Here is a 25,361-nt window from a genome sequence, read left to right on the forward strand (position 1 = left end):
TCAATTAAGGTTTATCAAGTTTTATAAGCTTGGCGTGCATAATTCACCCTTATTTGTGAATATGGGGGACTTATAAAATTGAATGGGAAAAGTACAACGCAGCATCTTATAGATGCTGCGACAGGTAACCACTAGAGTTTTATGTCTTCTGGTGAGTGATGCTTTAGCCAGTCCGCAAGCGCTTCATTCATTCTGGTTTGCCACTTTGGGCCAGAAGCTTTGAATTTTTCAACGACATCAGAGCGCATGCGTATATGTATATCGATTTTAGGATCTGCCTTTGTGGGGCGTCCCATTTTTTTCTTTTTCTTCAGCTCACTAAAAGAAACTAGCTTGATGTTTGGATCTTCAAGTAGCTTCGCGTCAGGATCGGTAGCAACGGCTTTTCTGATCTCCTTGTCTTCCTCTGGGGTTGGAAGAATAGTACCAGGCTTAAGAGTTGGCATATCTTTGCACCTCATGGTTAGTGGCTCTTCGTAGGCTGATAATACGACAAACAGCATCATTTATCTCTGTGAAAACAACAGCATAAATTTTATCACCAAGATATGTTAGACCATACGACAGCCCGAAATATCGTTCTTCTCCATAGACGATATCAATATCTTCTTCTACGACCATTGTATCCCAGTCTAAATCTTTGGCATCTGACAGAAAGACCTTATGTTTTCTTTTATTACTAGCGTCTTTAACTGGATCAAATACTATATCCATATATTTATTGTATCCACAAAAAGTAATTAGTCAAAAATAAATCGTGAACAGCAGAGGCTGTAATGTTTAACTTTATGAAAATAAAGGTGGAAAAACGTATGTAAAAATTACAGGCTTAATAAATTTCATTCTTAAAAGCTATGCAGCTAGCTCTAGAGCAACCCTTTATACCCAACCGGCAATGAGTTGAGTCATGACTCATAATATTGAGTTGTAGAATTATTTTACCTTGCTGCTAAAAAATATAAATAGCGGTTTAGCTAATTGTTTTTAAGGTGTATTATCTTGCAAGATATTTATTGAAGTGATGATTTCACTGTTAGGACTGTTATATTAAAAAACTTACATGCATTTAACTTCTGGTTAGATTGTTACCTTATTAAAATATATAATATTAATAATTGTTCTTGTGGAATGTATTGAGTAGCGGAAGTTTGCCGAGTTATTATTATCTTTTGGGATCCTTATAGAAGGTTAGTAACTAATTTATATTGTTATTAACCATTAGTTGGCTGGTCAAGGTAAAGCCGAGAGCCAAAACATCGTTATGTACTTTTGATAAAACCAGTACCAAGCCTAAATCCTTCCCCCACATTTCCCCCACTTAACTGATCCCCACTTGTTCCCCCACTTGGGTTTTGGCTCGGTGCTCTCAGCCCAGTCATGACACGGGTTTGCTCTCTTTCCCCCATTTAGTGTGTATAGGTAAGTGGGAAGTGGGGGATTCGAGGCTAAATTGGTTAAAAATTCGATGTTCCCCCACTTGATTCCCACTTTATCCCCCAGTTAGTTTCTTGCTGTATTGCTTAATGAATTGGGGCAGATATTCTCCCCGTCAATATGAATCAACCCATCAATTTCCAGCTTGTCGAGCCAGCGGGTAAATTTCTTCGCAACATCAAAACCCATGCCGCGCATATCATCTCTCACCAGCGATTTTGTACAGGCCTCGCCACTGGCGGTACGGGAGCGGATAGATTGCCACAGCGCGATATGATTGGCCGTCAGGCGCTGAATACCCGCCAGTTCGGCCTCGTAGGGTGAGCCTTCATCGCTGACTTCACGCCCCCGATCACACAGCACCAATGAGTTAACTTCTTCGCCATCGTTATCGATATACAGATTGAGCGGCGAGAGGTCATAGGCCCGAGTGGTGGGTTCTTCTGAATCCTTCATTTTGGTGCAACTCAGCACCAGTGCGCCGCCTTCGCCCTCACGACGCACATTGAATTCGACATCTAACGCCGCACGAAAGGCGCTGGAGCCGCGCGCGCCTTTATCCAAATCTTTGCCAGAATGATGGATTACTAGCACCGTCGCGCCGGTTTCTGCCTTGATAAAATCGCAGCCCTGAATAAACGCACCCATATCTTTGGCGGCGTTCTCGTCGGAGCCACCAAAGCAGCGGGCCAGCGTATCCAGCACAATCAGGCGCACCGGTGAGCCGGTTTGTGCGGTGACGTCCTGAGCGGCTTTAATTACCTGTTCGACGCTCTCCGGGCTGGCGGGAAAGACCGGGCAGTCAATGCGGTATAGCGATTCAATCGGTGTGCCACCGTTAAACTCCATTTCCCATGCACGGATACGGCGTGGTACGCCAATGCCGCCTTCGCCAACAATATAGACCACCGAGCCTTGCGTCACACGCCGCGAGGCCCACGGCTTGCCGGTGGCGATATGGCAGGCCCATGAGACAGCCAGAAAGGATTTATATGAGCCGCTGGGGCCATAAATACTGGCCAGCGTATTGCTCGGCAAATGGCCCTTGATATTGTAATCCTGCGGGGTGTTATAACCGTCGGAACCTTTGCGCAACGGCAGGTTGGTGGCAAATTTCACCGGTTCATTGTCAATCAAAGTGAGCGGCATTTTCATATCCATTCCTTGGGATTGTAGAGTTGGCGAAAAAACTCGATACGGGCGGTGTCCGTTCCGGCCTGTTGGCGATAATCATCCCAGTCCGCCTTATCGCCGGTGGGGGGCAGGGTCACCAGCCCATTGACTGCGAGTGCGGCGAGTTCCGCCAGTTGCTTGCCGGGATTGTTGTCAGAGTCGGTTACGTCGTTATCCGCCGCGAGAATAATCTGCGCATCGGGATAACGTTCACGTAATGCCACGGCAACATGGGTCAGATTGTTTGCCGAGATGGCGGCAACTACTGTAGCGGCGACAAATCGTGATATGACCAGACCGGTGGCAAAACCTTCAGTAATGATGATTGTTTGTGACAGGGCATGATGGGTGATGGGGATAAATGAAGATTTAATCCGCGAGCCGGGCAGTAAGCGTTTTTCTCCCCTAGGGTTGATTAACAGCGCACCGGTAGTTTTGTCGCTCAAATCTACCAATGGCAGCACCATGCTGCCCACATTAAAATGCACCCCGCCAATATTTTTAGCGCTGTTGGCGGGCATTAAAAATCCCCGATAAGCCAGTTTCTTATGCAACAGGTAATCACTGGTTCCCTGTGTACAGGTTGCCAGCAGGGCGGTGACTCTTTGTATGATGTCGGTGTGAGGGAGCGGTTCAGTTCTTTCTTTGGCGGGCGGTGTTGGGGTTAAGTCTGTTAAACGGGAGATTTCTCTGGCGGCCTGAATCAAATCACATTGTCGTACCAGAGTGACCAGATCCAGACCATCGCCATGGCCGCAATAGTTGCAGAACCACGTTCCTCGCCCTTTTTTATCATCAAAACGGAAACGGTCTTGACCTCCGCAGACCGGGCAAGGGCCATGTTTGTTGATGCCGGGGATAGGGATGGCTAACGAAGACAGTATGCTGCCCCAGTGGTGTTGTGATGCACGCACGATGTTGGAAACAAACCTACTCATGGTTAGCCTCCTCTGCATGCGGTGCTTCATCCAGCATCAGTTGCAGCAAATCCAGCCGTTCAGCAAGAATAAACAGCAGCAGTTCTTTGGTTGTCAGGTCGGTAATTTCGAGCATTGCCCGTACCAGTGCATGACAGTGATCGACAATTTCTTCAAGCGTGAGTGGGGGAGAGTCAAGCATAGCGCACCCCCGGATGGGTACGAACGTATTGCGGGTACAGACAGTGAAGGGTAGTAGCCATTGGGCTGCCTCCGTTAGGGTGTTTATTAAGCTACCCCCAGAGACGCCAAGCCCATTGGGTGGTAGCCCGAACAAGGTTGGCGTACCGGCCCTAACGGATCCCGGCCTTCCTTTCGAAAGCCTTGCCCGGACTACCATAGACAACAGGTGTGCACGAACATTACCCAAGTACATTCTGTGTATGTATTTGGATACCGTCAAAGGGTTCGGAACGCCAATTCCGGCTACGGATTTTGCCGCAGCGAAAGGATTATACTGCAAAGCGCCCGCCAGAAAAAAATAAAAAATCATTAGTCGCGACCCTCCTCGCGTTTATTTATTCTCTCAAGAATCCAGTTATTCACCTCTTTTTCTACCCATGCGACAGAGCGAGAGCCAAGTTTTACTGACTGAGGGAACTCACCTTGTTTCATCAGGAAATATATCCATGATTTTTTAAACCCGGTCTTCTGCATGACGCCCGATAAGCGAATTAGAGTGATATCTGTCATGGTTAGATCTCCTTGCGGGTATAAACGCGTTCAACATAGCGGCCACGGCCATCACCATGCCCCAGATCCATTGAGGTTAATGCTCTGGCTTCAATGCGGGTAAACCCAGCGGCGAGGTAATAACTGATAGCCTCTTGCGCCCAGGCATAGCGCAGACTGTGGGGGGAGTAGTGTCCGATTAGCCCCAGGCGGGTGGTATGGGAGCGCCAGAAATTCATGGCGGTTTTCAGGTCAGGTTTATCAATCAGTTTGCCGCCGCGTGTTTCTGCAACCCGTTGTGCTTCTTTGACCGCCAGTTTCACCGCTGCACGATCCAGAATACGGGTTTCGCGTGAGCGGCCGCCCTTGGTGCCAAACACCACGGTTAATGTAGCGCGGTTCTGCTCAAGCTCCTTTTGCCATGTTTTCAGCGAGTTGGCACATTGCACCGCCTCTTGTGAACGCAACCCCAACAAACGGGCCAGTTGCAGGGCACAGGCGAATCCTTTGTCCTGCTGTTGGGCGGTGCGCAGGGCGGTTTGATAGACCTTCTCAGGGATGGCGAATTTGGTACCGGCACGGCTGGCTCCCCCTAATCCCAATGCTTTGTTGGTCAATCGTTCGGACAAGACGATTTTATCCCGGCCAGCGGATCGGAAAACGGTACGCAATGCCGCCATTTCGTTATGGAGAGAACGAATAGCGATCCCCTGTGAAACACGGTCAGCAATATAACTTTCAACATGCTTTGCTTTTAGGTGTTTAACATCACGCACCTGAATATTGAGGGCCAGTAAATGTCTGCTAAATCTGTCCATAATTCGAATACGGTCATGAACAGTTTTATGGCTACCGCTAGCTTGCTTAGCCAGTATTTTCATTTCACGGCTTAACTTACTCATAGCGAACTTCTCCCAAACAATTTCAACAAGCTACATATCTCTGGCGCATGGGGAACGGCAGGTTATCTGCCTTGAACGATACCTGTGCGCCAGAGCGGGCAGCAGTTGAGGTATTGCGGGGTATAGGTGATGCACTCGGTGCAGCCTCCTGCTGTTGCAGGTTATCCCCCAGGCTGTTGGCCTGCCTCGGTATTAGTTCAAATATCTTCTAAAAAATGGGTCAGTCTGACATATCGAGTTGTTGTGTCAGATGCATGACGCGTTGAGTGAAGTCGCTTATCTCAAAGGCTGAGGCGGGGTTGTGCTGTGGCGTCACTTTCACACGTAAAAGTGACGCCAGTGGCAACGCGGAACAAGGCAGATGCTAGCAGATGCCTTGCAGCATAGCGGAGCACAGCCAGTAGCGTTTAATACGCACCAGAGGTTGAGACACAAGGGGTCTATGGTAGTTAATTAGTGTATGAATACTTGCGCGATCTCGGTAGTTGACCTGCGGTAAGGCCGTTGCTCTACGGATGCGTAGCTATTCACTTAGTTGAAAACCAATTACAGTATCTTTTAGCGGTAGTACTGCTTGGTTAGGAAATGTTCGTTATTAGTTATTTCGTCAGTGAGAAGAATACGTTTAGCTCCTATTCAGGTGATATCCATTCTAAAATATTAACGAGATACCGCTATATAGCGTTTCTTTTAGGCTTAAGTAATATTTTGTGGTCACCATTAAGGTGTCAGTTTCAGACCACACTTCGTTCCCTATGACATTGGGTTTATGACCACCCGAAGGCGTTTCTCTCAGGTCATTCGTATCATCCTGATACTGGAAACATTGGGTGCTGTCATCTACAGCGAAGTTACATGGGCAAAATTACGGCAAAAACAGGGTAGCCGCAAGTTATTAGAATCTGTAATAAGGAAGAGTAATGAAAGGGCTGTGAAGGGGTGAGTAATTCTAGTTAGAGTGTCAGGGGAGGTAACATAATCGTTCTGCGCCCCAGTTCATTATGGTCATCTTACTGGTACTACTAAATCAACGGGTTTTTAGCGTATTCAGAACAATTTGATACCTAATTCTTTTATAACAATTAGTTAGATAGACTTTAATCATATTAATATATCTAAACTTGAAGGATTGAAATCACATCTATGTACTTGGCTGCAATGGATTCACTAAAAAACTTACAAATTATATAATTTTGTAATATCCTTTCTTAAAGTATGGTTTTTCATTGAGTAAGTATATAAAATATAGCGAAATTGAAGTTATAACAATATGAAAAATATTCACTTATTTATTTCCCTGCGGCCTGAATAAGTATCAATTATCTATAAACTTAAAGTCGTTGAAAATAGTTTCTTAAGTAAATAATTAGTCATTTATCTGTTTTGTAATCTTCCATCAGTATGATGACCTATCTCCGCTCATTAATCTGATGGTTAATTATATTGGTTTAATTCTGCAACCGATATCTATGAGCAAAGTTTTCAAGTCGCCTTTATGAGGTTGTTATGTGGCATAAAAAAATAATAAAAACAGATAGTTCAGAATGGATCGTAAGAAACAGCCTTTACTGGATGTCATCTTTTTGTCGCTGGAAACTCGAGCAGAATGATGATTATTGGTTGATAACTTTCGATACTTTTAGCGATGAGATTCAGTTTGAGTTTGAGCGGTTATTGAATGATTATTCATTGAGAGAAAAACTTCATGCTCAGACGTATAGGATCAGAAATTCTATTATTGATAACGTATTGAAAAGTATAGATATGAGGCTAACAAAATGAGGATAATGCCATTTAACTTTGAGAGGCTAAGTAATGGCTCATTTTTCATCAGCAATCTGGCTGGCTTCCATCATTTTATCTTAGAAGATGAATTCTCTTATCTAACCAATAATTCAATGACAGGGAACCAGAGTCAGGATGAGGAATTAGAGAGCAAACTTTTCATATGTGATGATAAAGAAGAACTTTTTGCCGCATCAGCGCTGAGCTCAGGTTTTGCTAAACGTCTCATGAGTGATCTGGCAGTAAATCCAATTTTTATGATTGTTCCCACCTTAAGATGCGACCATACCTGTAAGTATTGCCAAGTTAGTCGGGCTGCAGTCGGAGCAAGGGGATATGATCTGGATCCTACTCAGATTCCCCACATAGTAAATGCCATTAAAAAACTATCTTCACCTCCGTACAAGATAGAGGTCCAAGGGGGGGAACCCTTATTGCGTTTTGACCTCGTTAAAGAGATTTATGAGCAGTGTGTTCTGGCTTTAGGGATAGAAAATGTGGAAATGGTTATTGCAACCAGCTTGTCTTTGCTGGATGCATCTGTGATTAAATGGGTGAAAAACAAAAATATAATATTCTCGGTCTCATTAGATGGAGAGGAAGTCATTCATAATAAGAATAGAATTCTTGCTGATAATAACGCTTACTTGAAAGCGATGGGTGGGATTTTATCTATCAAGAATGAGTTAGGAAGCCAAAAAATTTCAACTGTAACTACCGTCACAAAAGAGCTTATTAAAAATCCGACCTCTATCATCGATGCTCATTTGTCTCTTGGACTCAAAGATCTGTTTGTCAGGCCAGTAAGCCCATATGGTTTCGCTCATAGAGAAAAGTTTGCGTTTTCAATGGATGAGTATTTCGAATTTTATTCTTCCTTAATTAATGAAATCGTCAAACATAATGAAAATGGAATTCCAGTTGTTGAACATTCAGCTGCTATCCATTTAAAACGCATCTTTAATCCAGGGTTTAGTGGTTATGCAGATTTAAAATCACCCAGTGGGGTTGTCCTTAATTGTATTCTGTTTAACTACGATGGACGAATATATGGCAGCGACGAAAGTCGTATGCTGCAAAAAGTTAATAATGAGGTTGATTTCAGCGCGGGTGATTTTGGAAGTCCGTCATTTTCAAAAAGTGACTACTATCGCAATACCTTAGCTTCATCATTTAATTTCGCATTACCTGGATGTGATACTTGTGCTTACCAACCTTTCTGTGGCGCTGATCCTTGCCAGAACATCAGTGTTCAGGGCGAACCAGTGGGGGATAGAAGTCGCTCTATATTTTGTCAGTACCATAAAGGGATGTTTCGTTTTCTGATGGATACTCTTGCTGAGAATGGGGCTGCAGCTAGGTTATTAAAAAGGTGGGCTTATGTCTGAGGTACTGAGAAACGATATTTTCCATTTTAGTAGTAAAGTAGTGATACCGATTGGTTTTTATCGGTTATGTAAATCGAAGCCGGTAAACCCACAATTTTTTCTACCTAATTTATTTGTAGGTGCTGACAGTCCAGAAACAACAATACCTCAATATTATTCAGGTGCTATTACCAATAAGAGCCTTACCGCTTCAATAGAAGATGGTGATATTGGCGTTGTGAATAATGGCAATATGCTGCGGGTAATACTGTCTCGTAGGGCAAATCATAATACGGTACTGGTCACTGAGAGGTGCAACAATTTATGTCTATTTTGCTCTCAGCCACCCAAAAATATTAATGATGATTGGTTATTGACTCAATCAGCGTTGGCGATAGCATCATTCAATTTGGATGGTATTGTTGGCGTGAGTGGGGGAGAGCCACTTCTTTATGGTGAGGATTTCCTATCATTTTTGGATTTCATTATTGAAAACTCCCCTGAAACATCATTGCATATTTTGACTAATGGTCGGCGGTTTTCTGATGCCAGTTTTGTGGCAAAGATAAAGCAGCGAAGCGACAAACTGAAAATAACTTTTGGTATTCCTTTATATTCTTCCCGCTATAGAGTTCATGATGAATTAGTTGGAAGCCGTGGGGCATTTAGTGAGACGATTCGTGGTCTGATAAATGCTGGAAATTCTGGAATCAATATTGAATTAAGAATCATACCTACTAATATCAATTATCAAGAGCTACCCCTAATTGTTGAATATGCTAGCCGAGTCTTTTCCAATATCAGTCAAATATCTCTTATGGGCTTAGAATCGATTGGTTGGGCGAGAAAAAACTGGGCTGATATTTTTGTTGGGCATAAGGAATGCGCTATTTCGTTATCAGCAGCAGTTGATACAGCTTATAGAGCAGGAATTCCAGTATCGATTTTCAACTATCCATTATGTCATCTCCCTGAGAAGTTATGGGACATATCGACTCAATCTATTTCCGATTGGAAGAACTTTTATCCAGAGGAATGTAGTAGTTGTAGCAAAAAGCCAGCTTGTGCTGGTTATTTCAGTTCATCAAAAGGGCGTTTTCATCAATCTCCGGAACCAATTTTATGAAGAAATTTAATTTTGCCGCGTTACTTCCTGGTTTTTTAGCGCTGAATAATTCAGTTTGGGCAAGTGAGGGGGTCACAGGATCAAATGATCTCTCAGGGCTAATGCTAAACGAAGATAATTTGGTTCTGGCTCCTTTAAATACAGATATACCATTTTATATTGCGGGCCATCGAAGCCATAGTTCTCATCGTAGCCACAGTTCCCATCGTTCTTCTTCCGGTGGTGGGTATAGCACACCATATTATCCAAAGACTTATGGGACTACTACTCCAACTCCTAACTCCTATCCTTCGACTGGAACATCCAGTTCTAGTTCATCATCTGTCAGGTCGTTAAGTTCAGGTTCAGAAACGAGTAAAACAAGGGCAACCTCAACGAATAATGCAAACTCCTCTGTTGGCAGTATTACTTCGGACCCTGAGAAAAGGCGCAGGTTGATCATGCGAGTTCAGTTCGCCTTATTCGATAAGGGCTACTACGACGGAAATATAGACGGGGTAATGGGACCTTCTACGAGAAGCGCTTTGAGTTCTTATCGTATGGATTATAGCCTGCCAGCATCTGACACACTGGATACTCCATTGCTTAATTCACTTGGTATATTGGCAAGATAATTATTGACGATTTTAGTGAGGGGGTAATATGAGATTACTCCTCTCAATTTATTTAGTAAAAAAAAGCAATGTAATTCAATCAGATATTTAAAATAGATAGGGTCAGCCCCAGGTTGGATTTACGTTGAACGATGCTGCGGGACGAAAGCACCACCAGTATCTGTAGATAAAATGACTTTTATCGGATGTATTTACGTGGCGAACCACAACACCTATTCATCCCCAAGAATCTACATTCCAGTCAAGTCTAGTGACAAATCACGCATACGGTATATAATGGATATAACCGATATATCCATTTGCGCGACGAGGTGAGTGATGCCGAGTAGAGTGAACACCGTGCGGCGTAAAGAATTTCCTTATGAAATTAAGACCCTGAGTGGGAACGAGCTGCATAACTTCAATACGCATGCTGATTCTGAGTATTTGGTCATTGATTTGGGGAATGTTAGAGGCCGTCGATCAGACTTTAATAAAACAATAGAGGTGGCGATGAGTGCGGCAATGAACGCAGTGCTGGCCTCTATGCCTGAACTTGCCTCGGTAGCGAAAAAGAGTAAAGAGGCAAGCCTCCCACCGGTGGTTAAGTCGGTTAACGAGGCTGTTGATGGGGCAGGTAAGCAGGCCCGCGCAGCGCGTAACGCTCAGCGCCGTGAGCAGCTTAATGCCAAGATACTTGCAGATTCCGTATGGCTGACAGCGCGTGAATTGTCAGAAAAAGCGAGTTTCAAAAATACCAATCCCAGCGCAGGGCCGAACCGCTGGAAGTCTACTGGCCGAATTTTTGCACTTCAGCTTAATGGAAAAGACAAATACCCCGAATACGCATTAGATGAAGGGTTCCGCCCGATCCCAGTTGTTAAGCAAGTGATATCCCTGTTAGGTGAAAAGAAAACACCTTGGGGGCTGGCTATATGGTTCGGCTCTGAGAACAGTTGGTTAGGTGGGAAAAAGCCGAAAGATGTGCTGGCAACTATGCCAAAGCAAGTTTTGCTAGCAGCACAGGCTGAAGCAGAGGGAGGGGCTCATGGTTGATCCAGACGACAGGATAGTGCTGATCGTCATTATAATGAAATAAAAGGCTTTTTTTATTCAATGTCCTGTCCACACAACGATCTACATGAAAAACTCGCAAGATTTAGCCTTGTATTTTTGATCTATATAAGGTTTTTCGTGAAATTGATGTGGTAGCCTTTAGTTGAATTTATTCAAATATAAAGGATGATATTTTGAATGGTAAGGTTGATAAAATAGACTTAGCTTTCTCTTTCTTTTTGAAAATGAAGCGTGATGGCATTCTTTTCGAATTAGAAGATGTTCAAGATGCGACAGGATGGGGAAAAGCAACAGTAAAAACATATTTTAGTAAGAAATGGAGCAGTTTTCTAAAGAAAACAGAAAAAGGAATATTCGTAGCACCTCAGTTTGACTATTTCAATATAGGTAGCTTTAGACAACATCACAGTCAAACTGAAGCAGTAAAAACTCATTTTTACCATAGTCTATTAGAGAAAGCTGTTGCGGCAAGTGTCACTGCTATTGAAATTTATAATAAACCTGACTTCAAATTTAGGGAGGAAAGTTTTTCAATCTTAATGATTAATGCTTGGGAACTCCTTTTGAAAGCGCGTTTGGTACAATTAAATGATGATAATCAAGATGCAATTTATCAAAAGAGTAAAGGTGATGTTGTATTGTCACAATCAGGTAATCCTAAAACAATATCCGTAAGTAGAGCTATTTCTTTGTTAGAATCAATAGGTGGGTTAAATAAAATAGTTGCTGACAACATTAGATTGTTAATAGTAATTAGAGATGAGTGTGTTCATTTTATTAGTGATGACAATCAGCTATGCCTTAAGATTCAGGCTATAGGTACTGCCTCATTGAAAAATTTCATGACGTTGGCGATGCAATGGTTTGAATATAACTTCAATAGATTCAATTTTTATTTAATGCCGGTGTCTTTCTATCACCTTACCGATATGTGTAGTTTCAGTATTGATGACAACTCCAGAGCTAATGTATTTAAATTTTTAAACGATGTAGAGCATGAACATGACGACGACGATGATTCTAACTTTAGTATATCCCTAAGGTTAGAGACCAAATTAGTGAAAACATCTAGTGATGAAGCTGTACAGTTCCGAGTAACTGATGATCCTGATGCCCCAGAGCTGCATATAGTGGAAGAGGATGCTTTAAAGAACCATCCTTATACATATATGGATCTATGTGAGCTACTTAAAAATCGTTATACTGATTTCAAACGTAACTCAGAATTTAATAATATAATGCGAAGCTTGAAAACACAGGGGGAAAAATTCTGTAAAGAAAGAAAACTTGACCCTAATAACGTGAAAAGTATTTATAAAACTTTTTATAGTTCAAGAATTGTTGAGGAATTCGATAAACACTATATTAAAAAATAAACCAAGCATGAACTGATTGAATTTTATGGAGAAAGTTCTTATCATCAGACGAACTTTCGTCGATTGATGAAGGCGCAAGTATGGCGGTGGTTTACTATGTATCGGTCATCTGCTTGAGAATATATGGTGGTTGCTACAACAACATACTGTAAATTTTAGAAAAAAACATTAAGTCAGTTCTTATGTGAAACGGCATGTATATATATTATAGTTAAATGTAAATAGGTTTAACGATGAACTTAGTAGGGTTGCTATTATGCTAGAAAGTGTTAATTCGTATTCGCATGATATAATTTTATTTCTTATTACAGGTACTATTTCTTTGCTAGCAAAAAGTATGTACAGTTTATTTGTCTCGAAAGGAAAGGATATTAGCCGATACAATTATGAAGATATCTCTTGGGACAAGAAGGCACATGCAATATCAAGATTCAATACACTTTATTTTAGCAATAATACTATCCTAGAAAAGTTAGAACTTAGATTTATTTCTAATTTTTTAATACACCGTAATGAGGCCCACTTTTGTTATGCATTATTAAAATATATCACACTAAAAAATCTTAATATAAATGATACGCTAAAATTAGCAAGAGAACATAGCGGGCTTATCAGAGTAAATAAAAAAGGCTGTACTGACTTAGTTAGGTGGCGAGCGTTTTTTGGCTTTTTCTTGTTCGTTATTTTTTCTGTAGCATTGGGCGTGCTTCTTCCATTGCAAATATCCTCTCTTTGCAATATATTTATCAACTATCTTACTGAATCAAGAGTTCTAACTTTATTTAAAGTGATAAAGTCATTTTCTTGGTTATTTTCTTTCTTGGCAATTTATATTGCATGTAAAGAAATAATATCTTTCCGTAAATTCACTAAATTGATTAGATATGTGAATCTAGCTATCTTGATGGATGAACTTAGAAAACAATCATCTAAAGGTAAAAATTAGTTCCCTCACTGCTATAGTTCATTACAGTAAGGGACTATAATTATCCGTGTGCTGCTTTCGCAAGTGTCTCGCTGATCCACTGATTGGTGCTTTTCCCTGAAACTTCCGCAGCAATATTGATTGCTGAGTGAATTTCTGGTGGGATGCGTAAGCTAATTTTGCCACTGGCTGGGCGCTGTGGTTCACGGCCTTGCTCGGCGCAATAGCTCAGATAGTCATCTACAGCTTCTTCAAAGGCGATACGCAAATCTGCGACGTTATCTGCATGGAAACCGATCACGTCGCGAATACCGGCAACATGACCAATCAAACATTGATCTTCATCGCTGTACTCAATTTTTGCGGCATAATTTTTGTATGTCATTGTATTCATGGTACCACTCCTACAGCTTCAAGAAATGTTCTGGCATCGCGCACTTGGTAGGCTTTTGCTTCCTTGTCGGGATGTGGCCGATGAAATGAAGCCACTATCTTATTAATTTCAAAGCGAACCCGTGAACCACTCCCTTCTGTAGCTATTGCACCCAATGCTATCAATAGAGATTCAATTTTGCGCCACTCCAAATTTGTTGATGTCGGCGTAGCAAAAATAGTTCGTAGCGTTTTGTAATGCTTAGCGTTTAATTTAATCACATTATTGTCCTTAATTGATGTGGTCCTTGCTCGCTAAAGCGCTAAAAATGATATCACATATTGATATCACTTCAAGCAAATAGTGAAAATAGCGATATTTAACCCAAGATCACTGGGTAAAATTATGTATTTAGTCTGTGAATCGAAGAGGCTGATCAACTTGGTGTGGTACTTATTGAGCCACAGGGTGGCAACGAGCCAGGTAAAATATAACACGTCAGCTCCTTTCGTTGGCCTCAAAAATCCCAATGCTTAAAAGACACAAAACTCTCAAGGGGTCAAAAACGGGGTCTGCCACATTTTGAAGTTTAAAAATAAACCTATATTACAAGGTGTTGTGTTTATTTTACGAGTCCGGCCTTCGGGCCAACGCAAGCGTTGTTCAAAACTGCTTCGCAGTGTTGTCGCGTCCCTGCTCATGACGCCTAAATCCGCCGTCCATGGCGGATTTCCCTTGCTCCATTCTTCACTCGGCGGCTCAAATGTGCTTTTAACATCAAGGTCAAAACCGTGGTTTTGATGTTGAGCGCAATCAGGAATATTGCCGACAAGGATGGAGGGTAGAGTGAGCCGCCAGGGATGGCGGCGAAAAGTGCGCTTGAGCATGGATGCGAATCGCGCTGGCTCGTCAGCCCGAAAGACGCAGGAGGGTTTACCCGCAGGGCAATATTTCGCGCAAGCCGCAGGTGCAGGAGGGCCGGCTAGCCCTCCTGCTCGGTTGAGGCGACTGGGATTAAGTGATAACTAAACGAATATCAACCGAAACAATGATTCGATCTGTATTTATGAGTCGGAGGTTAAGTGAACAGTGAAATTCTAACAACCGAACCTGAGTACCAAATCGACTATCAACCAAAACAATGATCCGGTGATCTATCACCCGCCAACTTCATCAATCTTCTCCCCCTCATTGGAAACCTCGTCCCCCATGGTCGCGCGGCGTAATGTCCCGCCACAGACGGCAATAACCCCCCCCGCCGTTGCGGCGATCATACCAAAGGTCAAGGCGCTGAGCGCCGGGGCCATGACTCTCGCTAACACACCTAACCCCAATGCGCCGAATGATTCACCCGCGACAAACTGCACATTCCATAGGCTGTTCACCCGCCCTAATAAGGCATCCGGTGTATGAGTTTGCACTAAGGTATATTGCAGCAATCCACTGATAGACCCCAGATAGCCATATAACAACAAACCGGGCAGAGCCAGATAGAAATTATTGGTCAGCCCTAATGTCCCGATGGCTAAAAAAGCGGCAATAGAACTGTACATCAGCACCATTCCAGGGCGGCGAACTTGATTGACCCAGCCACTGGTAAAGGCCCCGATTGTCGCCCCCAGTGGCACCACTGAGTACATTAAACCAATCTGTGAAGCCCCGACATGATAGGTATTCTCCGCCAGCGCGGGGAACAAAATACGGATAGCCCCAATCATGCTGACCAATGTCCCCAGCAACACCACGGAGCCAACAACTTTATGCCGCAATACAAACGAAATCCCTGTCGCCAATGCCCGTAATGGGTGTTCATGCTGGCTGGTTGTCGGTTTCATTGAGGGCAGACTCAACAGCGGCAACAGAGTTAACATCGTCCCCACCGCAGCAATCCCGTAGTTCCAACCCACTCCGCCATAAACAATCACCAGGCCGCCAATGGCCGGGGAAATCACCGAGCCAAAACGCACAGTCAGCATGCTTAACCCGCCCGCTGCGGCCAGATTTTCTCGCCCGACCAGTGAGGGCGTTGCCGCCATCAATGCGGTCATACCGAGAGCACCAAAGAACCCATCCCAGGCCGCTAAAACATACAAAACCCACAATGAGGGTGTCACAGAGAACGCATTGATACTTAAGCCAATAAAACCTAAACCACAGGTAAAGCGGGCGAATAAAATCAGTTTACGTCGATCAAGTCTGTCCGCTAATACGCCCCCCAGCAATAAGCCAATAAACATCCCCAGCCCATCCAAGGTGACGGCCAGCCCCACTTGCAAGGTGGATCCGGTCATCATTTGTATCTGCACCGGCACCGCAACCGTGAGCATCCCCAGCCCCAAAATGGAAATAAAACGGGCAAAAAACACCGCTCGAAAATTAGCATTTTCTCTTAACAGGCTGAAATCTAAAAGAATCGGTGATTTTGCCATGATGATTTAATCCTTTAATGTAGGTAACAATGACCTGCCATGGTGACAAACGGACATTAATCTTGCCGGGAAGCGGTTTTAGCCAATGCATTCCCATTGTAAGTCGTGTTAAAATACATGAAATTAATACTAATGATAATCAAAACGATAATAACAATCATTTGTAAATAATCATTTATAAACAATCGGCGTTTGTTAAAAAAGAGTCACAATGTCAGCGACTGATTCCCCAAACCAATCTTTACCAAAACGGCTAAAACCAAGCCCTGTTGTTGCTGAAAACGCACAATCCCGCCGGGGACTTTTGTTTTTACTCAGCATAGTTATATTGATGCTCGTGATGGTTGCCAGCCTGATGCTCGGTGCTAAAGCCATTCCTTTCTCTGTTGTCTGGCAAAGTTTGCTGGGCGAACACAACAATGCCGACAGCGTTTTAATACTGGAATCTCGCCTACCCCGCACCTTGATTGGTGTGCTAGCCGGTGCTGCACTCGGGTTATCCGGCGCAGTGATTCAAGCATTGACCCGCAATCCTTTGGCGGACCCAGGGATTTTGGGCGTCAATGCGGGGGCCAGTTTTGCGGTGGTACTTGGTATCACTGTTTTCGGCGTACATGCCATTCATGGCTATATGATTGCTGCATTTATTGGCGCGATGCTCACGACGCTGGTGGTGTATTGGGTGGGAACACAGGGCAGTGGGCGGGTTAATCCTTTGCGGCTGACCCTCTCCGGCGTGGCCATCGGGGCGGTACTCATGGGGATTTCTACCGGCATATCACTGACACACCCGCAGGTCTACGACCGCGTTCGCTTCTGGCAAGCTGGCTCGCTGGACATCCGCGATATGTCGGTGGTGATGGCGGTCGCGCCCGCCATTCTTCTCGGCTGTGTGATTGCCTTGCTGCTGGCTCGGCCCCTCAATGCTATGCATATGGGGGAGGATTTAGCCGCCGCAATTGGCGCGCGCATTGGTCAAACCCAATTTTGGGCTGTGGTCACTGTGACTTTACTCTGCGGTGCTGCTACTGCGGCAGTTGGCCCGATCGCCTTTGTCGGCCTGATGGTGCCGCATATTGCTCGCTGGATTGTCGGGCCGAATCAATGTTGGATTCTCCCATTCACCTTGGTGATGACTCCAATTTTGTTACTGGTTTCTGATATCGTCGGCCGCTTTCTGGTACCGGGTGAATTGCGGGTTTCCATCGTAACGGCATTTATTGGCGCGCCCTTATTGATCTGGCTGGTACGCCGTAATAAAAGGATGACCGCGTTATGAAACCCGCTACTCCGCCATGGCTATTGGGCCGCCCTGATGGCCCAATCAATCTGCGGATCCAACCCCGTAGCCTGATTGTCGGCAGTTTACTGCTATTGGCCTGTTTATTGACGGGGCTGCTGGCATTAAGGGTCGGGACTTTACCGCTCTCTTCCGGGCAAGTATTTTCAGCCCTATTCGGCCAAGCCAGCGGTGCGGCGGATATTATCGTCAACCAATGGCGGTTGCCCCGCGCCATGATGGCGTTGATTTTCGGTGCTGCGCTAGGGATCAGTGGCGCTATATTTCAGTCATTGGTGCGCAATCCATTAGGTAGCCCAGATATCATCGGCTTTAATGCGGGGGCTTATACCGGTGCACTGGTGGCGATTACCCTGTTCAACGGCAACTATTTTGAGGTTGCCAGTAGCGCGCTGGGGGGAGGGTTGCTGTCTGCCCTCGCGGTGTATTTGTTGGCTTATCGGCAGGGGATTCAGGGTTTTCGGCTGATTATTGTCGGCATCGCCATTGGCGCAATGTTAACGGCATTCAATACCTGGCTGACTATCACGGCGTCATTAGAAGCCGCTATGACCGCCGCGGCGTGGGGGGCCGGTTCGCTTAATGGCCTGACGTGGGCCAAGGGCTTGCCGTCGGTGATATTTATCATTATCGCTACCCTGGTGGCTATGTTACTGAGCCGCCGTATGCCGCTGTTGGAAATGGGCGATGATGCGGCGGGAGCTTTGGGCGTTCCGGTCGAAAGAACCCGTTTGGGCTTGATGGCGATTGGCGTGATTTTGATGGCCGCGGTCACTGCGGCGGCGGGGCCTATTTCCTTTATTGCATTAGCCGCGCCACAGATTGCAAAACGTTTGTTGGGCACATCTTCAGTGACGTTGACCGCGTCTGCGCTGATGGGAGCATTGTTATTGATAGCCGCGGATTTGTGCGCTCAGCACCTATTTTCACCTAATCAATTGCCAGTCGGTGTGGTCACCATCAGCATCGGCGGCTTATACCTTATTTGGCTTTTAATCCGAGAGTCCGGACGATCATGAGTAATGCTAGCTCTGCCACCTTACCTCTGTCGCGCTTGCAGGCCGATGCTCTGACCTTGGGTTATGACGGCAAGATTATCAGCAAGAACCTGAGTGTCGCCATTCCTGATGGTGAGTTTACCGTGATTGTCGGCCCCAATGCCTGTGGCAAATCGACACTGTTACGTGCTTTGAGCCGTTTGCTGAAACCGCAGGCGGGCCAGGTGATTTTAGACGGTAAGAATATTGCCAGCCTTGATACCCGGCATGTTGCGCGCCATTTGGGCTTATTACCGCAAAGCTCGCAAGCTCCGGATGGTATCAGTGTGCTGGATTTAGTGGCGCGAGGCCGCTATCCCCATCAGAAATTGTTGCAGCAATGGACACAAACCGACCGGTTGGCGGTCAGCCATGCCATGGAAGCCACGGGGGTCAGTGAACTGGCGGACAGGTCGGTGGATGCTTTATCCGGCGGGCAACGCCAACGGGTATGGATAGCCATGGTGCTGGCGCAACAAACGCCATTGTTACTGTTAGATGAGCCAACCACCTATTTAGATATTGCCCATCAAATTGATTTGCTTGAGTTATTTAGCAATCTTAATCAGGAACATAACCATACGTTAGTGGCCGTCCTGCATGATCTTAATCATGCTTGCCGCTATGCCACCCATATTATCGCCATGCGCGATGGGCAGATAGTGACGCAAGGTAAACCGCGCGACGTGATCACTGCCGATTTAGTCGAGCAGGTTTTTGGTATGCCCTGTTTAATTATTGATGATCCGGTTTCGCATACGCCGTTGGTGATACCGAAGGGGCGATTTTAGTTTTAATTTTTAAGATATAGATGGGGTTTGTTGATGGTGATCTGGTTCAGTTGTGAACGCCCCCAGATCATCCTCCAAAAACTAACCGGTCTGATAAAACATCAAATAATTAAGGTTTAGCCTTAAACATCCCCTCAATCCGTGCCAATAAATGACTCGCACTGTAATAATCTAACCGGAACGTATCATAGCCCGCGGCATAAACTCGATCATGTTCAATTGCTGGGATATGAGCTAAAAACTTATTATTTTTCAGTGCGTCAATCGCCGGTTGGTCGCCGGAGAATAGCAAAATAGTTTCACCGTTAAGGCCCTCGGCCAATTTCTCGCCACCCAGTTGGATGATATCTTTGCGGTGCCCCATGCTGGTGTTGCCTTTCACCGCATCAGGGACTTCTGCCAGTGTGAAGCCCAATTCCTGTAGTAGTTTTCCCTGTGCTGAATGCTCGGTCCATAAATTGGCAGTGCTGCCCGCCGCTTGATAGACAAACGCTGAAATCGGTTGTGGTGGCAGCGTAATATTCTGCTTTACCTCATTGAGTCGATTAGCGAATTTCTCAATAACTTGCTGTGCGTCAGCTTCATGCCCTGTTGCCTGGCCCAGCACGACGGCTAACTCTTGCCAACTTTTGTCATCATAATTAATGACTAATGTGGGGGCGATAACTGACAGTTGCTCATAGAGCTTCAAGGCCGAATCCCCGCCAGTGGCAGAAATAATAATTAAGTCCGGATTCATTCCAGCGACAGCTTCGGCATTGGGTTCCGTCTGGTACATTGGCACCAGTTTTTTGGCCTGTGCAACATCTGACCATTGTGTAAAGAAACCTTGATGGTCAGCCACTGTGGTGTCAGGCACGGTCGCCCCACTGGCAATCACAGGGGCATTGATAGCCAGCAAAGTCCCGGTAATGGTGATACTGGTGGACACAATCCGTTTGGGGGGATGTGTTAGTACCACCGGGCCTTTGGCCGTTTCTACTGTGCGGGTCCACGTAGCTGTACCCTCATTGCCTGATGATGGTGCTTGCTGATCCGCAGTTTCTTCCGCCGGTTTACAGGCAGACAAGCAGAAAATAAGGCCCAAAAGACCCAATTTAGTCAATATTGACCGCCATTTTTTATACTGAATGTAATTGATATAAAAGGACATAACGGCATTTTCTCTTTCTATTTTAAGCCCCAGTTCTGGGGGGATATATAAATAAGATTCATCAATAACATATTTACATTGATTGACAATATGAATTCTTAGTCGTAATTTACCACGCACGAAAGGGAATGATAGTAATTATTATTACCATTACTATTTGCATTGTGATGGAGGTCTTTGTGCGGTACTTCAACTCTGAAGAACATGGCAGCTCTGAAGAACATGGCAGCTCTGAAGAACACGGCAGCTCTGCAGACATGCCCGTTAATTCGCCGTTTTCAGCTGTATCCTCAACATTTCTATTTACTTCAAAACATCAGAGTATCAAAACCCAGGGTATTTTCGAACGAATTAATCAAGCGGCACAAGGCCGTGCTGACCATGAAAATTCACTGCAATCAGCCCTACAATCGGCGTTCCAACGTGCACGTGATGCTGGACAACAACAGCCTATCATCGTCGGGGCCATACCTTTTGATGCCCGTCAGGCATCGTGCTTATTTATTCCGGAACATTATCAGGTTTGTGACCGCCAAGCTTTGGTGGATGCTGCGTGTGTTAATAGCCGCAGAGCGGTTACTGCCCTCACCAGCCGCAGTTTGCCGGATGAAAATGAGTTCAAACATATTGTGGGGGAGGCTGTTGCTGCTTGTCAGTGCGGTGCAATCCATAAAGTTGTGCTGTCCCGTATTCTGGAAATTGATACAGACATCCCGGTTGATAGCGATCAGGTTATGAATCATTTACTGATCCAAAACAGCACGGCGCATCATTTTCGCGTGCCGCTTGCTGATGGTGGCGTATTACTCGGTGCCAGCCCTGAATTATTGGTGCGTAAACATCTGGCTGGGGTTTATACCAATCCGTTGGCTGGTTCGGCGAAACGGCAAGACGACCCACAACATGATTGGGATATTAGCCAGGCATTACTGGATTCAGAGAAAGACCAATATGAGCATCGGCTGGTTATCGACGAAATTCGCCGCTTATTGACGCCACATTGCTCAAGTCTGCATATCCCTTCACAACCTTCATTGATTAGCACCGCCGCGCTGTGGCACTTATCTTCCGCCATCAGCGGTGAGTTGGAAAACCCACAGATGCGGGTGTTAGAACTGGCGAATCTGTTACACCCAACCCCCGCATTGTGTGGATTACCGACGCAAAAAGCCCGCCAGTTAATTCAACAATTAGAGCCTTTTGAGCGGGGGTTATTCAGCGGAATTGTGGGTTGGTGTGATGAACAGGGCAATGGTGAATGGGCGGTGATTATCCGGTGCGCCACGGTACATCCAACACAAGTGCGGTTATTTGCTGGGGCGGGCATTGTCGCTGCCTCACAACCCGCGCTGGAATGGGCAGAAACTGAAGCCAAATTGGGCACCATGCTCAATGCGATCGCCATCACCCGATCAGGAGTGCCGCTATGAGTATTGAATTTACCCGTTGGCCGCAAGAGTTTGCTCGTCGCTATCGCGAGAAAGGCTATTGGACAGACCAGCCGATGACGGAGATGTTGTCTCGCCAGTGCCAGCAGCGGCCAGAGGCGACGGCCATCATTTGTGGTGAGCGCCATATCAGTTATGCGCAGTTCGAGCAGGCAGCGCAGCAGTTGGCTGTGCGCTTAACCCATCAGGGCATGCGCCGTGGCGATACCGCCTTGGTTCAACTCCCCAATTGTGCTGAATTTTATCTGGTTTACTTTGCACTATTAAAAATCGGTGTTGCGCCCGTCAATGCATTATTCAGTCATAACCGATTGGAGTTAAATGCTTATATTGAACAAATCCAACCGCGCTTACTGATTGCTGATGCCAGCCATAACCTGTTTGCCACAGGGGATTATTGCGCCGAATTACAGAAAAAAACGCCAATGCTGGAATTCCTCATTGTGGCGGGAAATACCGATTACGCTCAGTCGCTGGAGGCCTTGTTGTATAGCGAGAGGGGATTTAATGATCGGGATAATGAAACTGCCGAATTTTATCCCTCTGCGGCTGACGAAGTGGCTTTTTTCCAACTTTCCGGGGGCAGCACGGGGACGCCAAAACTGATCCCCCGCACCCACAATGACTATTACTACAGTGTGCGGGCCAGTGCAGAAATTTGTCAGCTCGACGAGCACACCCGCTATCTCTGCGCTTTACCGGCCGCCCATAATTACCCGCTCAGTTCACCGGGGGCATTAGGGGTGTTTTATGTCGGCGGCTGTGTAGTGTTGGCTCCAGATCCCAGCGCGATGAGTTGCTTCCCGCTGATTAAACGCCACCAAATTACATTCACCTCTTTGGTTCCTCCCGCCGTGGCCCTGTGGCTACAAGCCGCAGAGCATTTTTCCGCTGACCTGGCCAGCTTGCAAGTGTTACAGGTTGGAGGGGCGAAACTCAGTGAGTCTCTGGCTCGCCGTATTCCACAGAGACTGGGCTGCCAGTTGCAGCAGGTGTTGGGGATGGCGGAAGGATTAGTGAATTACACTCGCTTTGGTGACAGCGACCACTTGGTGTTTACCACTCAAGGGCGGCCTATCAGCGAGGATGACGAAATTAAAGTGGTGGATAGTGATGGGATGCCCGTGGCTATCGGAGAGGTTGGTGCACTGGTGACGCGCGGCCCTTATACCTTCCGTGGTTATTACCGCAGTCCAACCCATAATGCCAATGCCTTTGATAAAGAAGGATTTTACCATTCCGGTGATCTGGTACAGATGACTGAAGAGGGCTATTTGCGGGTAGTCGGGCGGGAAAAAGATCAGATTAACCGTGGTGGTGAAAAGATTGCCGCAGAAGAGATTGAAAACCTGCTGGTGGCCCATAACGATATTCTTCACGCGGCATTGGTTTCTATGCCGGACGAAATAATGGGTGAGAAAAGCTGCGCATTTATTGTCGTCACGAATACCGATCTGCGGCCAGTAACTTTGCGTAAATATCTGCGTGAGATGGGGGTGGCTGATTTCAAATTACCCGACCGTTTTGAAATCGTCGCCGGCCTACCTGTTACTCCCGTTGGCAAGATAGATAAAAAGCGGTTGCGTCAGGATATTCAAGACCGCCTTAGTACACTTAGCAAATAAGGATTTTATGATGGCTATTCCGGTTCTTTCTGCTTATGACCTCCCTAAAGTGGGGCAATTTCCTGCGAATAAAGTGAATTGGCAGTTTAACCCCGCCCGTGCCGTGTTACTTATCCATGATATGCAGGACTATTTTGTGAGCTTTTATGGTGAAAATAACCATTTGATACAGAAAGTTATCGCCAATATTGCTGCGTTGAGAAATTACTGTAAACAGCAGGGAATACCCGTTATTTATACTGCTCAGCCTAATCATCAAAGTGCTGAGGATCGCGCGCTGCTTAATGATATGTGGGGCGCAGGTTTGAATAATCATCCGGCTAAACAGCGAGTCGTTTCAGAGCTGACACCGGATACGGATGATGAAGTGCTTGTTAAATGGCGATACAGCGCGTTTTACCGCTCACCATTACGCCAAATCATGGCGGATAAGGGCCGTGATCAGTTGGTTATTTGTGGCATTTATGGCCATATCGGCTGCCTGACGACCGCCACAGATGCTTTTATGCAAGATATTCAGCCATTTATGGTCGCCGATGCTATCGCTGATTTCTCTCTGGAAGATCATTTGATGGCACTTAAGTATGTGGCAACGCGCAGCGGGCGGGTGATATTTACCAGTGAAATTGTCGCTAACGTGAACGAAAATGTGATTATTTTCAGTAAAGAAAAGCTAAAACAGCAATTACTGGCTCTGATTGATGAAAATGCTGATGATTTCGATGAAGACGAAAATCTGATCGATTATGGTCTGAACTCGGTGCATATCATGGCGCTAGCCACACAGTGGCGTCAGGAAGGTATAGAACTGAGTTTTGTCGCGTTAGCCAAGAACCCGAGCTTGAATGGTTGGTGGAAACTGCTGGAGCCACAACTTATTGATCGAGACAAAAATGTGTCATTGGTCGGGGCTGAATAATGGCGACTAATCAGGTTTCGTCCGCGAAAAGTACCTGCGCAATAAACAAAGCGGCGCAGATGGATTTTACTGATAAACGGGTGTGGGTCACTGGGGCAGGGCAGGGTATTGGCTATCAAATTGCCAGCCAGTTTGTCGCGCTGGGTGCAGATGTCGTTGGGTTGGATAAAAGCTTTTCGGCGACACAAAACTTCCCTTTTACCACGGCGTTGCTGGATATTAGCAACCCGCAGCAAGTCGCGTTGGTGTGCCAGCATCTATTGAGCCAGGTTCCGCGTATTGATGTTCTGGTGAATGGTGCCGGGATTCTCCGCATGGCAGAGACTGAGGCGCTGAGTCTCGAAGATTGGCAACAGTGCTTTAATGTGAATGTTTCCGGCGCGTTTTATCTCTTGCGCCAGTTAATCCCACAGTTCAAATGGCAGCGTTTTGGCGCGGTAGTGACTATTGGCTCCAATGCCGCGCATGTGCCGCGCATCCAAATGTCGGCTTATTGTGCTTCTAAAGCAGCATTAACCAGCTTTAGTCATTGCGTTGGATTAGAGTTAGCGGCTTACGGTGTGCGGTGCAATGTGGTCTCCCCCGGCTCTACGGATACCCCGATGCAGCGCGGCATGTGGCACAGTGAAGATGCGCAGCAGCGGACGATTGCCGGTTTTCCACCGCAATATAAATTGGGTATCCCACTGGGGAAAATCGCCACCCCGCAGGAAATTGCCAACACCGTGGTGTTTCTCGCCTCGGATTTAGCCAGCCATATTACTCTGCAAGATATTGTGGTAGACGGCGGCGCGACATTGTCTGCTTGATAGGTATTGTCTGCTTGAGCAGTTATGTTTCATTTCTAAGCGCTTCCTCGTGACACCTCACCGCGATAAT

26 protein-coding genes and 2 pseudogenes are annotated in these 25,361 nt (G+C 45.6%); 14 read left to right on the forward strand and 14 right to left on the reverse strand.

The window, feature by feature from the left end:
* Positions 1–131: 131 nt before the first annotated feature.
* From OVO64_RS13950 to OVO64_RS20525, 9 genes and pseudogenes are all read right to left on the reverse strand, one after another.
* On the reverse strand, positions 132–446 hold the full coding sequence (locus tag OVO64_RS13950; RefSeq protein WP_005175269.1) for a BrnA antitoxin family protein: 315 nt from the start codon (positions 444–446) through the stop codon (positions 132–134).
* Entirely contained in the window at positions 433–714 is a 282-nt protein-coding gene (locus OVO64_RS13955) for a BrnT family toxin (RefSeq protein ID WP_145585953.1), read from the reverse strand. Before OVO64_RS13955 ends, OVO64_RS13950 begins: the two co-directional genes overlap by 14 nt.
* A gap of 786 nt (positions 715–1,500) precedes the next feature.
* On the reverse strand, positions 1,501–2,589 hold the full coding sequence (locus OVO64_RS13960; protein ID WP_145509744.1) for a helicase RepA family protein: 1,089 nt from the start codon (positions 2,587–2,589) through the stop codon (positions 1,501–1,503).
* Positions 2,586–3,545, reverse strand: coding sequence for a primase-helicase zinc-binding domain-containing protein (locus OVO64_RS13965; protein ID WP_145509745.1), 960 nt, complete (start codon positions 3,543–3,545; stop codon positions 2,586–2,588). The genes OVO64_RS13960 and OVO64_RS13965 overlap by 4 nt, the downstream gene beginning before the upstream one ends.
* Entirely contained in the window at positions 3,538–3,726 is a 189-nt protein-coding gene (locus OVO64_RS13970) for a hypothetical protein (RefSeq protein WP_050120003.1), read from the reverse strand. Before OVO64_RS13970 ends, OVO64_RS13965 begins: the two co-directional genes overlap by 8 nt.
* A gap of 81 nt (positions 3,727–3,807) precedes the next feature.
* Positions 3,808–4,077, reverse strand: a pseudogene (locus OVO64_RS13975) (ash family protein); the annotation flags it as partial.
* Positions 4,077–4,277, reverse strand: coding sequence for a helix-turn-helix transcriptional regulator (locus OVO64_RS13980; protein ID WP_145509747.1), 201 nt, complete (start codon positions 4,275–4,277; stop codon positions 4,077–4,079). The gene OVO64_RS13980 and the pseudogene OVO64_RS13975, both read right to left, overlap by 1 nt.
* A gap of 2 nt (positions 4,278–4,279) precedes the next feature.
* Positions 4,280–5,158 carry an integrase domain-containing protein gene (locus OVO64_RS13985; RefSeq protein WP_145509748.1) on the reverse strand — a complete coding sequence of 293 codons (879 nt, stop codon included), beginning with the start codon at positions 5,156–5,158 and terminating at the stop codon, positions 4,280–4,282.
* Between the two features lie 22 nt (positions 5,159–5,180).
* A pseudogene (locus tag OVO64_RS20525) lies at positions 5,181–5,480 on the reverse strand (hypothetical protein).
* A gap of 1,184 nt (positions 5,481–6,664) precedes the next feature.
* On the opposite strand from OVO64_RS20525, the gene hxsD reads away from it, so the two are divergent.
* The 7 genes from hxsD to OVO64_RS14020 all read left to right on the forward strand — a co-directional run bounded on the left by hxsD (position 6,665) and on the right by OVO64_RS14020 (position 13,428).
* Positions 6,665–6,940 carry a His-Xaa-Ser system protein HxsD gene (gene hxsD, locus OVO64_RS13990; protein ID WP_267248841.1) on the forward strand — a complete coding sequence of 92 codons (276 nt, stop codon included), beginning with the start codon at positions 6,665–6,667 and terminating at the stop codon, positions 6,938–6,940.
* Positions 6,937–8,331 (forward strand): His-Xaa-Ser system radical SAM maturase HxsB, encoded by a 1,395-nt coding sequence (gene hxsB / locus OVO64_RS13995; RefSeq protein WP_267248842.1) that lies wholly within the window; start codon positions 6,937–6,939, stop codon positions 8,329–8,331. Before hxsD ends, hxsB begins: the two co-directional genes overlap by 4 nt.
* Positions 8,324–9,436 (forward strand): His-Xaa-Ser system radical SAM maturase HxsC, encoded by a 1,113-nt coding sequence (gene hxsC / locus OVO64_RS14000; RefSeq protein WP_267248843.1) that lies wholly within the window; start codon positions 8,324–8,326, stop codon positions 9,434–9,436. Before hxsB ends, hxsC begins: the two co-directional genes overlap by 8 nt.
* Entirely contained in the window at positions 9,433–10,050 is a 618-nt protein-coding gene (gene hxsA, locus OVO64_RS14005; RefSeq protein WP_267248844.1) for a His-Xaa-Ser repeat protein HxsA, read from the forward strand. The genes hxsC and hxsA overlap by 4 nt, the downstream gene beginning before the upstream one ends.
* Before the next feature lie 318 nt (positions 10,051–10,368).
* The gene (locus OVO64_RS14010; protein ID WP_267248845.1) at positions 10,369–11,085 is read left to right on the forward strand and encodes an integrase; all 717 of its coding nucleotides are present in this window, start codon (positions 10,369–10,371) and stop codon (positions 11,083–11,085) included.
* A gap of 194 nt (positions 11,086–11,279) precedes the next feature.
* Entirely contained in the window at positions 11,280–12,482 is a 1,203-nt protein-coding gene (locus OVO64_RS14015) for a DUF3644 domain-containing protein (RefSeq protein WP_222423490.1), read from the forward strand.
* Between the two features lie 256 nt (positions 12,483–12,738).
* Entirely contained in the window at positions 12,739–13,428 is a 690-nt protein-coding gene (locus OVO64_RS14020) for a hypothetical protein (RefSeq protein ID WP_267248846.1), read from the forward strand.
* A gap of 40 nt (positions 13,429–13,468) precedes the next feature.
* Here OVO64_RS14020 and OVO64_RS14025 read toward each other — a convergent pair whose 3' ends face one another.
* The 4 genes from OVO64_RS14025 to entS all read right to left on the reverse strand — a co-directional run bounded on the left by OVO64_RS14025 (position 13,469) and on the right by entS (position 16,209).
* Positions 13,469–13,801 carry a type II toxin-antitoxin system HicB family antitoxin gene (locus OVO64_RS14025; RefSeq protein ID WP_145585964.1) on the reverse strand — a complete coding sequence of 111 codons (333 nt, stop codon included), beginning with the start codon at positions 13,799–13,801 and terminating at the stop codon, positions 13,469–13,471.
* The gene (locus OVO64_RS14030; RefSeq protein WP_145585966.1) at positions 13,798–14,061 is read right to left on the reverse strand and encodes a type II toxin-antitoxin system HicA family toxin; all 264 of its coding nucleotides are present in this window, start codon (positions 14,059–14,061) and stop codon (positions 13,798–13,800) included. Before OVO64_RS14030 ends, OVO64_RS14025 begins: the two co-directional genes overlap by 4 nt.
* Before the next feature lie 270 nt (positions 14,062–14,331).
* Complete coding sequence (locus OVO64_RS14035; protein WP_267248847.1) at positions 14,332–14,667, reverse strand: hypothetical protein; 336 nt, start codon at positions 14,665–14,667, stop codon at positions 14,332–14,334.
* 270 nt (positions 14,668–14,937) lie between these two features.
* A complete protein-coding gene (gene entS / locus OVO64_RS14040) occupies positions 14,938–16,209 on the reverse strand; it encodes an enterobactin transporter EntS (RefSeq protein ID WP_038639066.1) in 1,272 nt (423 codons plus the stop codon).
* Positions 16,210–16,420: 211 nt separating this feature from the next.
* Here entS and fepD point away from each other — a divergent pair, with 211 nt between their 5' ends.
* Genes fepD through OVO64_RS14055 form a run of 3 tightly spaced genes read left to right on the forward strand, consistent with a single transcriptional unit; the run spans position 16,421 to position 19,337 of the window.
* Positions 16,421–17,488: a Fe(3+)-siderophore ABC transporter permease gene (gene fepD / locus OVO64_RS14045; protein WP_038639071.1), complete on the forward strand. Its 1,068-nt coding sequence runs from the start codon at positions 16,421–16,423 to the stop codon at positions 17,486–17,488.
* On the forward strand, positions 17,485–18,528 hold the full coding sequence (gene fepG / locus OVO64_RS14050; RefSeq protein ID WP_038639073.1) for an iron-enterobactin ABC transporter permease: 1,044 nt from the start codon (positions 17,485–17,487) through the stop codon (positions 18,526–18,528). Before fepD ends, fepG begins: the two co-directional genes overlap by 4 nt.
* Positions 18,525–19,337, forward strand: coding sequence for an ABC transporter ATP-binding protein (locus tag OVO64_RS14055; protein ID WP_042562479.1), 813 nt, complete (start codon positions 18,525–18,527; stop codon positions 19,335–19,337). Before fepG ends, OVO64_RS14055 begins: the two co-directional genes overlap by 4 nt.
* 109 nt (positions 19,338–19,446) lie before the next feature.
* On the opposite strand, the gene fepB is transcribed toward OVO64_RS14055, so the two are convergent.
* Positions 19,447–20,490 carry a Fe2+-enterobactin ABC transporter substrate-binding protein gene (fepB, locus tag OVO64_RS14060; protein WP_038639078.1) on the reverse strand — a complete coding sequence of 348 codons (1,044 nt, stop codon included), beginning with the start codon at positions 20,488–20,490 and terminating at the stop codon, positions 19,447–19,449.
* A gap of 257 nt (positions 20,491–20,747) precedes the next feature.
* On the opposite strand from fepB, the gene OVO64_RS14065 reads away from it, so the two are divergent.
* The 4 genes from OVO64_RS14065 to dhbA are packed head-to-tail and all read left to right on the forward strand — an operon-like array spanning position 20,748 to position 25,291.
* Positions 20,748–21,920, forward strand: a complete 1,173-nt coding sequence (locus tag OVO64_RS14065; RefSeq protein ID WP_038640059.1) for an isochorismate synthase — start codon at positions 20,748–20,750, stop codon at positions 21,918–21,920.
* Positions 21,917–23,563 (forward strand): (2,3-dihydroxybenzoyl)adenylate synthase, encoded by a 1,647-nt coding sequence (locus OVO64_RS14070; protein ID WP_050291948.1) that lies wholly within the window; start codon positions 21,917–21,919, stop codon positions 23,561–23,563. Before OVO64_RS14065 ends, OVO64_RS14070 begins: the two co-directional genes overlap by 4 nt.
* Positions 23,564–23,573: 10 nt before the next feature.
* A complete protein-coding gene (locus OVO64_RS14075) occupies positions 23,574–24,482 on the forward strand; it encodes an isochorismatase (RefSeq protein WP_145510258.1) in 909 nt (302 codons plus the stop codon).
* Positions 24,482–25,291 carry a 2,3-dihydro-2,3-dihydroxybenzoate dehydrogenase gene (dhbA, locus tag OVO64_RS14080; protein ID WP_230852385.1) on the forward strand — a complete coding sequence of 270 codons (810 nt, stop codon included), beginning with the start codon at positions 24,482–24,484 and terminating at the stop codon, positions 25,289–25,291. The genes OVO64_RS14075 and dhbA overlap by 1 nt, the downstream gene beginning before the upstream one ends.
* Positions 25,292–25,361: the final 70 nt, after the last annotated feature.

It is taken from the genome of Yersinia sp. Marseille-Q5920 (assembly GCF_946902935.1).
GTDB classification, from domain to species: domain Bacteria; phylum Pseudomonadota; class Gammaproteobacteria; order Enterobacterales; family Enterobacteriaceae; genus Yersinia; species Yersinia rochesterensis.

Excerpts from the sequence above, each read along its gene's own strand:
- fepD (WP_038639071.1), top strand. The coding sequence starts at position 16,421 with ATGTCAGCGACTGATTCCCCAAACCAATCTTTACCAAAACGGCTAAAA.
- OVO64_RS14075 (WP_145510258.1), top strand. The coding sequence starts at position 23,574 with ATGGCTATTCCGGTTCTTTCTGCTTATGACCTCCCTAAAGTGGGGCAA.
- fepG (WP_038639073.1), top strand. The coding sequence starts at position 17,485 with ATGAAACCCGCTACTCCGCCATGGCTATTGGGCCGCCCTGATGGCCCA.
- OVO64_RS13985 (WP_145509748.1), bottom strand. The coding sequence starts at position 5,158 with ATGAGTAAGTTAAGCCGTGAAATGAAAATACTGGCTAAGCAAGCTAGC.
- hxsB (WP_267248842.1), top strand. The coding sequence starts at position 6,937 with ATGAGGATAATGCCATTTAACTTTGAGAGGCTAAGTAATGGCTCATTT.
- OVO64_RS14020 (WP_267248846.1), top strand. The coding sequence starts at position 12,739 with ATGCTAGAAAGTGTTAATTCGTATTCGCATGATATAATTTTATTTCTT.
- hxsD (WP_267248841.1), top strand. The coding sequence starts at position 6,665 with ATGTGGCATAAAAAAATAATAAAAACAGATAGTTCAGAATGGATCGTA.
- OVO64_RS14035 (WP_267248847.1), bottom strand. The coding sequence starts at position 14,667 with ATGCTCAAGCGCACTTTTCGCCGCCATCCCTGGCGGCTCACTCTACCC.
- OVO64_RS14055 (WP_042562479.1), top strand. The coding sequence starts at position 18,525 with ATGAGTAATGCTAGCTCTGCCACCTTACCTCTGTCGCGCTTGCAGGCC.
- fepB (WP_038639078.1), bottom strand. The coding sequence starts at position 20,490 with ATGTCCTTTTATATCAATTACATTCAGTATAAAAAATGGCGGTCAATA.
- entS (WP_038639066.1), bottom strand. The coding sequence starts at position 16,209 with ATGGCAAAATCACCGATTCTTTTAGATTTCAGCCTGTTAAGAGAAAAT.
- OVO64_RS13970 (WP_050120003.1), bottom strand. The coding sequence starts at position 3,726 with ATGCTTGACTCTCCCCCACTCACGCTTGAAGAAATTGTCGATCACTGT.
- OVO64_RS13950 (WP_005175269.1), bottom strand. The coding sequence starts at position 446 with ATGCCAACTCTTAAGCCTGGTACTATTCTTCCAACCCCAGAGGAAGAC.
- OVO64_RS14010 (WP_267248845.1), top strand. The coding sequence starts at position 10,369 with ATGCCGAGTAGAGTGAACACCGTGCGGCGTAAAGAATTTCCTTATGAA.
- OVO64_RS13980 (WP_145509747.1), bottom strand. The coding sequence starts at position 4,277 with ATGACAGATATCACTCTAATTCGCTTATCGGGCGTCATGCAGAAGACC.
- OVO64_RS14070 (WP_050291948.1), top strand. The coding sequence starts at position 21,917 with ATGAGTATTGAATTTACCCGTTGGCCGCAAGAGTTTGCTCGTCGCTAT.
- hxsA (WP_267248844.1), top strand. The coding sequence starts at position 9,433 with ATGAAGAAATTTAATTTTGCCGCGTTACTTCCTGGTTTTTTAGCGCTG.
- OVO64_RS13960 (WP_145509744.1), bottom strand. The coding sequence starts at position 2,589 with ATGAAAATGCCGCTCACTTTGATTGACAATGAACCGGTGAAATTTGCC.
- hxsC (WP_267248843.1), top strand. The coding sequence starts at position 8,324 with ATGTCTGAGGTACTGAGAAACGATATTTTCCATTTTAGTAGTAAAGTA.
- dhbA (WP_230852385.1), top strand. The coding sequence starts at position 24,482 with ATGGCGACTAATCAGGTTTCGTCCGCGAAAAGTACCTGCGCAATAAAC.
- OVO64_RS13955 (WP_145585953.1), bottom strand. The coding sequence starts at position 714 with ATGGATATAGTATTTGATCCAGTTAAAGACGCTAGTAATAAAAGAAAA.
- OVO64_RS14065 (WP_038640059.1), top strand. The coding sequence starts at position 20,748 with ATGCCCGTTAATTCGCCGTTTTCAGCTGTATCCTCAACATTTCTATTT.
- OVO64_RS14025 (WP_145585964.1), bottom strand. The coding sequence starts at position 13,801 with ATGAATACAATGACATACAAAAATTATGCCGCAAAAATTGAGTACAGC.
- OVO64_RS13965 (WP_145509745.1), bottom strand. The coding sequence starts at position 3,545 with ATGAGTAGGTTTGTTTCCAACATCGTGCGTGCATCACAACACCACTGG.